Source organism: Psychrobacter sp. (assembly GCF_030457785.1).
Taxonomy (GTDB): domain Bacteria; phylum Pseudomonadota; class Gammaproteobacteria; order Pseudomonadales; family Moraxellaceae; genus Psychrobacter.
Genome location: NZ_JAKDUI010000060.1, coordinates 1 through 12,532, shown reverse-complemented (window position 1 = coordinate 12,532; position 12,532 = coordinate 1). Strand labels below are relative to the sequence as shown.

Annotated in this window: 5 protein-coding genes and 1 pseudogene; 4 read left to right on the top strand and 2 right to left on the bottom strand. The window is 44.9% G+C overall.

The features are described 5' to 3' along the window. Both L0J61_RS04670 and L0J61_RS04665 read right to left on the bottom strand, forming a co-directional pair. Window positions 1-1,965 (bottom strand): annotated as a pseudogene (locus L0J61_RS04670) (hypothetical protein); the annotation flags it as partial. A 72-nt stretch (window positions 1,966-2,037) separates the two neighbouring features. Next, window positions 2,038-5,472: a BamA/TamA family outer membrane protein gene (locus L0J61_RS04665; protein WP_301465165.1), complete on the bottom strand. Its 3,435-nt coding sequence runs from the start codon at window positions 5,470-5,472 to the stop codon at window positions 2,038-2,040. A 347-nt stretch (window positions 5,473-5,819) separates the two neighbouring features. Between L0J61_RS04665 and L0J61_RS04660 the strand changes: the two genes are divergently transcribed. The 4 genes from L0J61_RS04660 (at window position 5,820) to L0J61_RS04645 (ending at window position 12,243) form a co-directional block, all read left to right on the top strand. Further along, window positions 5,820-7,151: an MFS transporter gene (locus L0J61_RS04660; protein WP_301465163.1), complete on the top strand. Its 1,332-nt coding sequence runs from the start codon at window positions 5,820-5,822 to the stop codon at window positions 7,149-7,151. Between the two features lie 216 nt (window positions 7,152-7,367). Next, window positions 7,368-8,012 (top strand): 2-polyprenyl-3-methyl-6-methoxy-1,4-benzoquinone monooxygenase, encoded by a 645-nt coding sequence (gene coq7, locus L0J61_RS04655; RefSeq protein ID WP_301465162.1) that lies wholly within the window; start codon window positions 7,368-7,370, stop codon window positions 8,010-8,012. Window positions 8,013-8,244: 232 nt separating this feature from the next. Continuing rightward, window positions 8,245-9,255: a M48 family metallopeptidase gene (locus L0J61_RS04650; protein ID WP_301465161.1), complete on the top strand. Its 1,011-nt coding sequence runs from the start codon at window positions 8,245-8,247 to the stop codon at window positions 9,253-9,255. 483 nt (window positions 9,256-9,738) lie between these two features. Beyond that, a complete protein-coding gene (locus tag L0J61_RS04645; RefSeq protein ID WP_301465159.1) occupies window positions 9,739-12,243 on the top strand; it encodes a triacylglycerol lipase in 2,505 nt (834 codons plus the stop codon). Window positions 12,244-12,532 lie beyond the last annotated feature (289 nt).

The window sequence follows — 12,532 nt, the reverse complement described above, 5'->3', positions numbered from 1 at the left end:
AAGGCGACCTTTTGGTACATCAGCCGTATCTACCTGACCGTCAAAACGCACATCGAACATAGACAATTCTCCGCGGACCATATCAACGCTGGCATCACCAGCACCGGTCAAGCCGATATTACTGCCGTCTTGAGTCTCATCAAGCGCTGCTTGTAAATCAGTGTTATTTAAAGTGATAATATGGCGCTGACCGCTCAAATCGCCTTTGGTAATATTGAGCATACGACCTCGGGCACTGATATTGCCGACCAGACGCTCAAGTGGCAAATCACTACGATACTGCTTAGGTAGCAATTCATTAGTACTCGCGTCTATCTGCCATGTTAACGGGCTGTTTTGGCTGGCTAGTTGAATCCGCCCAGTCCCTGATAAATCACCCACTATTCCAGCATAGTTTAGGCGATTAATATCAATCACGTCTCCGACTTTGCGCACAGCAAGGTCGTAGCTCCCTTGGGGAGCGGCATTCAGCTCATTGATAGCGGCATCGGCATCAATCGAGAGTCGTGAACCACGAGCAATGACATCTACCTGCCCACTTGGACTGTCAATATTGCCGATATTAGGGATGTCTCGACGAATAAGATTTTCCCATTGCGCATCAACGTACCAAGGCGCCGCTTCCGTAGATTTAGCTGACACCTTGCCACGAACGATATTGGCATCGATATATTCTCCATCAGCCTGACGAAGATCAGCGTCTACTTGTAGGTTTCCAGCGCTGTTTTGCTGCTGATACTGTACTGACAATCGACCGTTCAAGGTTTCAGGCGCATAGGCTCTATAGTCAGCATAGTCATCTGGTATGGCACGACGAATGTCAAAATTAGCCCCTGTCGCTCGCAGACTGGCATCGAAACTGTCTTTCCAATCCAAAACACCTTGCAAGACCAGATTTCCAGATGGTACATCAGCCTCTAAACGATCAATACGCAATTGACTATCGGCGATGACACCACGAGCTTGATAATCTCCTGAAGGGATATCTTTCGCCGTCAGTTCCGTGTTAATACGCAGCTGTATCTCAGATATGACGCCGCTTGCGATCGCCGTACCGCTCTGTAGACGTATATTTTGGCTTTCTGCATACGGAATCAAGATATCATCCCACTGCAATTGTGCTTGGAACGGTGAGTCTTCGTCCATGCCTTGCACGACAAAATTACCGCTAACGTCACTATCATTGTAGCGGCTGCGTACCTCACCCACAGTACGCTTCAGTGTTCCGGATGCAGTGATATTTAAGGGGTCAATATAGGCTTTTTCTAACGCACTTACTTCTACAATAGCGTCCAAATCCAATGGATAGTCACCTTGCAAATCTATCTCACCTTGTAAGGCGCTGAGCTTGACGATATCAGCATACTGCAAATTACCGCGACCAACGGTTACCAAGGTACCGACCCAAGTCAAATCACGGGCATCAATGTCATGAACCACAACGGGTTCTTTGGTCACTTGCTTATAGATCACGTTTTTTATTTTTGCTTGATCGAATCGCAAGTTGACTGGCAGTTGCAGAGTTTTATAGTCGAACGGCTCACCCGTTGGTGGCGCTTTATTGATAACTTCTATGGTGTGTATATCTGCATCGCGCAGATGAACTTCTTTAGCAAACACAGCACGCCAACCCACCTTGACGTAGGCCTTATCAACTGATATTTCAAGATCTTCAGTTGCGGCGATTTCAATATCCGTCACCCAAATACCATCGCGCAAATTGCCACGACCATATTTAAAATCAATACCGGTTTCAGCACCGACTTTTTCTAATATGAATTTCGTACCTGAATCAGTACTCGCTGCATAAAAAAACACGGCAAACATTATTGCTAATAAGATCAGAACGAGCGCCAACAGCTTGAGCAGAAAAGACAGGGGATACCAGCGCTTGACCGCACGGGCATCGCGCTGCGCTGGATTTTCATCTGGGGATTTATTAGGCGGGGTGTTTTTTTTCAACATGGAACTCAACTATGTTAAAGAATGATGACCAGATAACGGCACAATATATAGCAGACAAAACAAGTTATGTAATTATAAAGGTGAGCCAATAAAGAAGTGCAGTTTGACCGGCACGCTCTCCTCTGTCACGCCAGCAGCGACATCAACTCGTACTACACCTACCGGAGAAGCCCAGCGAACACCAAGGCCAACACCGACCTTTGTCTCAGTCTCGAAATTTTCGTCGTAGGCATTACCGACATCAGTGAAAAGCGCCCCACGAAAACCTGGTATGAACTCATAGTTGTACTCTGCACTACCGACTGCCAGTATCTGTCCACCAGTCAAATAGCCGTTTTCCAAAGGTGATAGACTTTCATAGTCATAGCCACGAATACTCTGATCGCCGCCAGCGAAGAAACGTAGCTTATATGGCACATCATAAAAATCATCTGCCCAGATATAGCCAGAGTTAAGACTACCGAGTACTTGATGCTTATTATCATCGCCGAAGCTATAAATCCCGCTGACGCCAGCACGAGCAATAGCCATATCAGTATCAGTTAGCATCTTATCAGAACCTGCCTCAAGCGAATAATATTGACGAGTCCCTCGAGTCGGGTTGGTCGCATTATCTACGTCAATTCTATTCACACCATAACCAAACAACAATGCCTTCTGTTTGGGACTAGACGAGGTAAATTGTATAGGAAGGTCTTCCAAATCCGCGTCATCAACTCCTGTCTCAAGTTCATCATAGCGATAACGCATAGATAAACTGTGATTCCAGCCGTTTTCACGCCTAATATTACGTGCGAGCGCCGCTTGTAGTGTTCTGGTGGATAAATCGAAGTTACCTTCACCTTGGTCGATGACTTCTTCTTCATAGCTCAAACGTCCATCCAACTTATCATTCAGTGGATGTTTCCAAGGTCTGCTGGCGTAGACAGCCACATTTTTAGTGACTCGAGAAATCTCGGTCTCCGCACCCGCTTGATAGCCTTGGCGGTTAAGTAGATTGAAATCTATTTTCGCTGTCGCACGTGCACCGATGTCCGTTCCATAACCAAAGCCGACTTGCGCATCACGTGGTCGGCCGGATGCTACGAACACATAGAGCGGCACTTTTTTGTTTTCTGCCACTTCTTCTGGTGTTATACGCCCTGCCAATGTTGGTGGTACGAAATCTTCATCAGCCAATCTATTTTTTTCTTCAGGGAATATGCTTTCAGCAACACCACTAATGGAGTCACTAATTTTACCTAAGAAGTTTTCTGCCTCTTGCTCTTGCTCGTCTAATACACGGTCATTTGGTAGGCGGCTTAAACGTTGGGCTTTTTCTTTGACGGCTTCTAGCTTATCAAGCGTTGCTTCATCCGCTGAAAACTCAATGGCAGCGATATCAGCCGCATTTACTGTTTCTCCGCTGTTGGTGGTCTCGGTGACTTCACTTTCCAATTCACCTTCAGCACTATTATTAGCGCTAGTCTCTTCGTCTGTAAGTCCATTTTCGGACACTACTAAATCACCGGTGCTATCCGCAATATCAGATGAGCCATTAGACAGACTCGCACTGCCATCATTGACATCTTCATCGAGCATGGTGTCAGTATTCGATTGCTCATTATCAAAAGATAAATTGTCGTCTTGGCCACTATCATCTGGTGGTAATATTGACTCAACGTTGACCGTGTTAAAGTAGCGGGTTGCCGACAACTGGTTACTGAACTTGGTCACTGCCGATCGATCGAATTTATCGCCTGGCTTGAAATCGATCAATTGCTGCAATACTGACGGCTCAACAGGCAACTTATCTGGATCTCGAGTCAGCGTATTGGTCTCTGCATCATAAGTAAAAAACACCACCTCATCAAACTCATAGCGTTCGCCAGTATCGTAAATCAAAGCAAGGTCTGCGGTGTTGTCAGGTAAAATAATATCAACAGAGCTGTTTAGCCAATACTCATCAAAGTAGCCGTACGTGTCACTCAGCGACTCAAGAGCAGCCTTGCTGTTCTTATACACACGATGATTAAATACATCACCCTCTTGCGGAGGCAGCTCATCTTCAAACGTTGCAAATTCCGGCTGTTCGCCACCTTCACCACGAATCTCAACGAAACGACTTTCCACACGCACCGGATCACCAAGTTCTTCAATGACGACGTCGATTTCGCCTTGATCAGCCTGGCTCAAACGTAAGGCAATATCGTAATAGCCGACTGCTTTTGCGGCATTTAACGCAGTCTCACGTAGACGCGGCTCAGCTGAAGTAAAATCAGCGATAGACTGTATCGTTGTGTCATCCAATGCAGATTTAATATTTTTGATAGGCTGAGTATCATTATCGGCCTCAACTAACCTCAGCTCTCCGTCGGAAGTATCTGCAGGTTCTTGCAAATAGACAGTGGTTTCCACATTTGGTAAGCCCATCACGCCAGCATTAAAAATGCGACTATAAAGACGGTCGATGATACTGCCGTTACTACTTTCATTGTTGCCGTCGTCGCCATCCGATGGCGCAGAGTCATTGCCTTGGCCATTTTCTTGATCGATATTTGGACCATCCGTCTGACTTTCTGCCTGATATTCCGGCAAATACTCGTCGGGATCAATAACTTCAGATGGCGTATTGCTACCGTTAATAGCAGCATTATTAATAGCAGTATCAGTACCAGCCACGACTTCAGTTGCTATAATCTCTTCGTCGGTACGACTATTACCAATCGACTCTTCAATATCAACATTAGTACCAGTATCGGTATCAGTCGGACTCAATGCCACTTCAGGTGCTTCTGCCTGTTCAGTAGCGGTGTCACCTGCACCCACAGCATCTGAATTGCTTGATAAAGTACCTGAAGTGCCTGATAAAGTATTTGAATTGCTTGATGCAGGCGTGTTTGACGCATCCGTTAACGTATCTGGCGTATTATCCAGACCGATTGGTGTAGTCGAATTATTTAGTGTGGAAACGGGTTGTTCAAACGCGCTATCGTTGTATGTAGCGCTGTCTGTGCTAAAGCTGCCGCTATCATCCGTACTACTCTCGATATCAAAACGTTCTGTACCTTCGAAAGCACTGTCGCTGTACGAAGCCAGCTGGCGATCTATCTGCTCAGGCGTCAGCATTTGATAGCCTTGCTGCTGTATAGCAGCGGCTTGCTCGCTTAAGCCATTGTTAGCAGGACTTGAAACATCTGATTGAAGGTTGGATTCTGGAGCAGCAACTGAGTTGGCATTTATTAAGTTGCTTTCTACGGAGTTGTTTTCTATTGAGCCACTTTCTATTTGCTGGGGGATTGTTTGTGTAGGCGTATTTGTATTGGTCAGCGTTTCAGCCAAAGCTGCTGGTGCAACACCAAAACCAAACAAACTGCTCGTTAAGGCAGTAAAAAGAGCTGAACGCCTAAAGCGATTTCGCGACACACTCATAAAACGGGTTTCGTTGCTGCCACTATCTTGAACAGTAGACGTACCACGCGGCATCAGGGCTACATTGTGCGCTAGAGTTGAAGGCTGGTGTTCCATGGTTGTTCCCTATCAGCTCACACGGCACAGTATCAACAACGATGCTCATCATTAATCAAAACCGGTGAATTAACTTATCACAGTGGTCTGTCCCCATCGCTTTACCCAGCAATACAGCCTTATAAATTTACAAATCATAACTTAGATAATTATGAAATCATAGCGCTGTACGCATGTATTTTTACGTAAGCCTTGCTATTATACGGATTAATATCGACAAACCCCACGTCTATTTTTGCAAGTTTCTGTTTTTACAAGTTTTTGATATTACTAACAATCACTTAGATATAAAAGCCTTATTTGGCATCTTTTTACGCATCAGCTGCGTTCCGTTTGTAGGGATTTTCATGGCCAACCAGTTTCAGTTATTTAAACACCGCCGTTTTAGCGCCATGTTTTTCACCCAGTTTTTGGGTGCTTTTAATGACAATATTTTTAAGCAAGCGCTTATATTAGTGCTGACTTACACTGCCGCCAGTCAGTTGAGTATGGAAGTTAGTATCTTAAATAACTTAGCCGCCATGCTATTTATTTTACCGTACTTCTTGTTTTCGGCGTTGGCTGGACAGATTGCAGATAAGTTTGAAAAATCAAAGCTCACACGACTGATCAAGTTACTCGAGCTTGTGATTATGACCCTTGCTGCTGTTGGCTTTGTTTTTGAATTGTATGTTTTGTTATTTGTGGCGCTGTTTTTAATGGGGACACACTCAACTTTTTTTGGACCCATTAAATACGCCTACTTACCACAAGCAATGAAAGAAAATGAGCTGGTCGGTGCAAACGGTCTGTTTCAGATGGGTACTTCACTTGCCATCTTGCTTGGTATGATCGTCGCTGGTGTGCTAACCCAATTATCACAATCTCTCTATTGGATTAGTACTGCTGTATTGGCAGTTTCGATTTTGGGTTATTTAGCCGCACGCTATATTCCAACCATGCCAGCGATGCAGCCAAACTTAAAAGTCAACTGGAATATCTTTACCACCAGTTTGGCCACGGTACGATATCTATACTCACTGCCCTTTTTATTCTTCGTCATCCTTGGCAACAGTTGGTTTTGGTTTTATGGCGCAACCTTCTTGACTCAAACGCCAGAGTTTAGCAAGGTTATCTTGTATGGTGACGAGTCAGTGGTCATCTTTTTACTGACTTTGTTTTCTGTTGGGGTATCGATTGGTTCTCTATTGTGTAAGACGTTGACCAAAAACCAAGTCAGCCTACGCCTGTTGCCTTTTGGCATTGCTGGCCTGAGTATCTTCGCGATAGACCTATACCTTTCTTTATCAGGCCTTGATATAGCAGTTGCGGATGCAACCTTACTTAGTATCAGTGATTTGTTTGGCATGAGTGGTAGCTGGCGCGTCTTTGCTGATTTATTTTTTCTAGGCTTTAGCGGTGGCTTATATATCGTGCCCTTGTATGCTTCTATGCAAGCCTATGCACCCAAAAGCCATCGTGCACGTATCGTCGGTGCCAACAATATCTTCAACGCGATATTTATGGTCACCTCAGCGATTTTTGCCATTGTCATTCTCAACACATTGGGCTTGACGCTACCTCAGCTGTTTTTAGTGACTGGACTTCTCAATATTGCATTCGGTATCTTTTTATACCTTAAGCTAAACAAACACGTCAAAAATGCGGTGATTCAAACGCATGATGAGGCTGGTCTATAAATACAAACTACTCTATAAACACAAAACAGTGCACCCGTAGCGTGTCTCTGTGATTGTGAAATCGCTGCCGCTTATTTTGATTGTTTGCTATAGTAGACTGTGCTGAAGTAGGTCGCATTTATCAAGTGATTCAGATTGTATTGATTGAGCGATTACTGTCACAAAAACAGATATGCGTACTTTTTAATAGTACCTAAAAGTCATCAGGAGTGAATTATGGGGCCACGTCCTTTATCAAAAGTTGATCAGTTTTTACTCGGGGTCGATAAAGCGTTACGAGCTGTCGTACCACATTCCAACCCTAGCACTCGCCCTCTGCCCGTCAGTAATGATGAGATACCTGAGCTTAGCATTACCGAAGCACGGCATGTCGCAGGGTTGATGCGCATCAATCACACTGGCGAAGTATGCGCACAAGGCCTATATCATGGGCAGGCATTTGCTGCAAAGGATAATGGCGTCAAACAAGCCATGCAGCAGTCTGCCGAAGAAGAGGTCGATCATTTAGTGTGGTGTGAGACACGACTAGATGAGCTTGGCAGCCATGCCAGCATCTTTACGCCATTATGGTATGGTATGTCTTTTGGGCTTGGCGCCGTCGCTGGGGCTATTTCTAACGAGTTCAGCTTAGGCTTTGTCGCCGAAACAGAAGCACAAGTCAGCGAGCACCTGCAAGACCATATCAAACAGCTACCCGAACACGACCAGCGCTCACAAGAGATACTGGCGCAGATGGACATTGAGGAGCTACACCACCGCGAATTGGCACTGGCAAGTGGCGGCGCTGCGCTGTCTCCCTCCGTCCGTCATACCATGCGCTGGATGGCCAATCGCATGAAAGCCACTGCCTATCATATATAAGGATAGGCCTAATGTTTTGGTAGCGTAATATTGAGCACCGAAATTCCTGATATGGTAAGTACTAATATGGCTCACTTTCATTAGCAATTACTATTAACAATCCTACTACTGATAGCACTGGTGTTAATTTGCTAGGGTATGAAAAATTTGTACGATTTTTTACCGAAGACCAGACTCAACCATCATTCTATCTATCGCTGAATAATGACTAATAAATAAGGTAAGGACTTTCATGAAACCCACCCCTCTTTCTACCAGCGCATCTCATAGAGCGCCCAAATTAGCAACTTTGACAGCGCTAGCGGCCGCCTGCGCCATGATGCTGTCCGCTCCCGTCAATGCTGAAGAAACGAACGCCAATGCTGTACCTAGCGCTATGGATTCAAGTAAACGAGTGATTCGTCTTGCTCAACCCAAAGCTGACGCCAACACGTTTCAGTTAAGTACTGACCAACAAAACAGCGCTCAGCAAAATCTGCCGCAGGCCACGTCTGGAACTTTTACTACCACTCGTCCGTATAATCCCGGCACGACGACAGCGACTGGCATTGATCTAAAAACTGGGCAGCTGAGCAATATACCAACGCCACAAGTACAACTGTCTGATGTCGTCTTTTTACCAACCGTACTAATCCCTCAGCAAAGAGGTAGTAATATCGACCAGCTGGACGTCAGCCTACTTGATGACTTCATCGAAGACGTAGCACCAAATGCCACTCACCACCCAACGAACTTCCCTAACCGCTCACAGCGCCATTACACGCGCGAAACAATAAAAGAATTCTCTGAGTGGATCGACCCTTATGCCAAGTCACCAAACGCTTCTTACGATGTGCTGATTCGTGCTGCCAAACTTAATGGTATGGGTAGGAATCTAGACTTGGGGTCAGACTATACCGTACGCGGTGGCCAATACGTCGACCGTGCCATCAAAATCCAACCCGATAGTGGTGAAGCTAACTTCCTATATGGCATTATGCTCTCAGAAGGTGGTGGTTTTAAAGAAGGGCAAAAATACCTAGACCGTGCAGTCTCTTTGGGCTTTACCGAGGCAGAACAGAGCTTGGCACAATCTGACCTACTGAACGATCGCCGTAGTAGTGCATTAGAACGCCTGCGTCGTCTCGAAAGCCAACACCCAGACAACGTGGTTATTCCTCAACAGATCAAAATTATCGAAGCGGGTAAATACTACATTTGGGACATCCCTGCTCCTGACATTAACGTGAAGCCAACGGTCTAGTCAGTACTGAGGTCGTACCTAAGGTAGTAGACATCGCCACTCCATCTACTTAGTCTTTGCAGCGTCAACAGACCACTCTAGGCTAATCTGCCTATACTCGGGTAATCCGCCTCCAAAACAAGCGCCTTCAATGCATAGCAGCATAAAATGAAGGCGCTTTTTTGTGTCTGAAAAAAGAAAGAACAGTCCAGTTGACTTTGATAACAAACGCTAAACTGAGGTGTGTTGAACCTCATTTATAAGCAGGCATTACAATAAACAGGCGCTTAATAAGCCAACAACTATAAACTATCACTGCTGCTCTCTGTCCGTTTCTCCAAGCCATTTCCCAATTTTATTAGATGTCAGACAACTCATCAAACGCCCTCTATTAAGACTTAGAATAAAATAGTCTAATACTGCAAGTTACGCTACACTTACATTACTATTATTTGCGACCGCAAATAACACCGCCTTTATGATATTCGTTTATTGGACAAACACATGACACTCACTCGACCTATCAAACACGTGATGAATCATACTAATAAAAAAAATAACGCCATTGTTACAGTCGCATGGATAGCAGCCGTGGTACTTCTCCCTGCTTGTAGCACTGTATCCGTCGATAAACAAACATCAGCACAGACCATCGCAGCCCAGCGCAGCAACATCGTCACTAGCAATGAGCTCAGTAGCGATACCTCCTCAGCACTATTATCCGCTGGGCTCAATAAGCAAGCCTGTATGCAGAACTTTGATTTGTGCCTAACTCGGATGACAGACAGCATACTCAATCAACATTACCGTCCTGCACTGGCAACATTTGCGGAGCTGCATTATGCCAAAGCTCGAGAGCTTGCCAGTTCTACAGACTGCCAAGAAAGTCTTGCCCGGCCACCGATTGATCCTTATTACGCCAACGCCCCACTAAGTGAAGATGAAGCCAAAGCCCAGCAACAAAACATCAGTCTTTGTTTGACTAATTATCAAGAACGACTGTATGACGCCATTAAGTCCAGCTACGCTTATTTGTTTTATGACAGCTTAGAGCATGACTTCCAAGGTGCAGACCAAACCGACAGTAATCTTCAAAAGCAAAACCACATCCCGAACGACACAGATATTCAAGCTCAAGATATTTATAACTCAGCCAGTAACGATGTAATCACTCAAATCTATAAATCCACAGATGACGCTGCCGGATTGCTGGGTGAAGCAAGTATTGATTACGCCCCTATAGCGTCTAACGAAAAAGGTAAGCGCGAGCAAACAAGAATTGCCAACCCACCACCGCTAAAAAGAAAGCTCACTGATCAAATACAAGTCATGAGCCTCACAGTCAATGACTATCGTATTGGGGTGCATTTACCAAACGAAAGCAGCTACCTACAAAATGCTTATGAGCAATCTTCAGCACTTGCAGACTTGGTTTCTACTCGTGAGATACAACTCTCTGGTCTGAACTCTATCAGCAAGCGCCCAGGGCTGGGTGTCAGTTTGGTCGCGTCATTAGACGATCGCTATACGACCACCATTCGTCAATTACTGTCATCTTCTTTCTCTGACGACACGGACGAGAAGCAAGCCAGTGCCAACTCAAGCTCCGGTGACAGCACACCAGTCTCTCGCATATATCCCACTGGTCATCTATTATTAACGGGCATGGTCAAACCAAGCGGCGACAGCATACTAGAAGTGCTCAGCACGCATGAACTTGACATCAACCTCTATAATCCATATCAAACGGCAAACGTCAAAATCCTCAACAATGAATACCCATTGGCTGCTAACTTTTCTGCTGGTTATGGCTTGTGGCTGTCAGAAAACCAGCTAGACAGTGTCGGTTATTTAAACCTAATAACCCGCCAGCCTGATGCTAGACTACCAAAACTGTTCATGCTTGAGCCTTACGATCCTGATAAACGCGTCGTTATCATGCTTCATGGATTGGCATCTAGCCCAGCAACTTGGGTGAATTTGACCAACGATATTCTCAACGATGATAAATTACGTGACAACTATCAAGTCTGGCAAATATTTTACCCAACCAACCTACCTATTTTAGAAAACCGCTATCAAATCCAGCGTCTCATTAATAGTACTTATGCGCAAACCGACCCCCAAAGAAATCATCGCGCCAGCAACGAGAGCGTCATCATTGGGCACAGCATGGGTGCTATCATCGCTCGCATGATGATATCTGATGACAACTTGGTCGACGATCTAGACAACATAAACGACCAAGGCGTACTATCCAGTCGCGAAACACGTGAAATGCGCGCTGCAATTGAAAAATCATTTGGTGAAAATGAGCTAAAAGCGCGTTTTGAACTCAACGCATTACCACAAGTAGATACGGCTGTGTTTTTATCTGCGCCTTTTCGTGGTACTGACTATGCAGACCGCTGGTTTACCCGTGCGCTACGTCGCATCGTCTATTTACCAGTTGGTTTGGTCAAGACCGTAACAGATAACTTAGCGACCATGGCCACCCAAGGCGATTTAGCAGAAAACCCTCTAGGTGCTTTGTATTTGCAGAACGGCGCCAGTCAGCTAAGTGATAAATCCTCATTTATCCAATTGACCAAAGATATCGCTATCAATGACCGCATTACCTATCATTCTATTATTGCTAACAACGATGCTGATATCACCAGAGGTCTGGCACAAATGCAGCCAGACAATGCAAGGATCGACTTGTCACAAGCGATAGAAGAGAATACCAAGCGCGATATGCCTGGCACAGACGATATGGTTGATATAAATGGCACAACGGATGACAGCACAGAGATGCCCAGCCAGCAGTTTGTCGCGGCAGTGACAGTCGATGAAAACACAAATCAAGCACTCACAGAACGCCTATCTGATGGTATTGTACCTTATACCAGTGCTCATCTTGACGGTGCAGCATCCGAGACAGTTATCAACGGGGGACACAGTATTCAAGAAAACCCCCAAACTATTTTGACACTGAGGCGCATCTTACATCAGCATATCAATCAGTAATTTTGTCAAATTACCACATCAACACCATAAATTAGCCTTACGTAATATTAATTTATTCTTACTAAATCATCCTAATTAGTAAGTATCCGTTACATGGTCTAACTTGTTGTCATTGCATGGCAAGTTCATAATAAATCATCAGTAATATTTTTCAATTAAGCCATGATTTTTCAATTTGTATGGATACAAATTGGTTATTCAGTTAAGTCAACTTCGTACAAACTCAATAGAACGATTTAACATTTTACCGCAGAAATCCCCTACCTCTAAGGTAGTGGGATGAATGCGT

What these genes read in the sequence shown, in the direction of transcription:
- coq7 (WP_301465162.1), top strand. Translation starts at nt 7,368, where the DNA reads ATGGGGCCACGTCCTTTATCAAAAGTTGATCAGTTTTTACTCGGGGTC.
- L0J61_RS04665 (WP_301465165.1), bottom strand. Translation starts at nt 5,472, where the DNA reads ATGGAACACCAGCCTTCAACTCTAGCGCACAATGTAGCCCTGATGCCG.
- L0J61_RS04645 (WP_301465159.1), top strand. Translation starts at nt 9,739, where the DNA reads ATGACACTCACTCGACCTATCAAACACGTGATGAATCATACTAATAAA.
- L0J61_RS04660 (WP_301465163.1), top strand. Translation starts at nt 5,820, where the DNA reads ATGGCCAACCAGTTTCAGTTATTTAAACACCGCCGTTTTAGCGCCATG.
- L0J61_RS04650 (WP_301465161.1), top strand. Translation starts at nt 8,245, where the DNA reads ATGAAACCCACCCCTCTTTCTACCAGCGCATCTCATAGAGCGCCCAAA.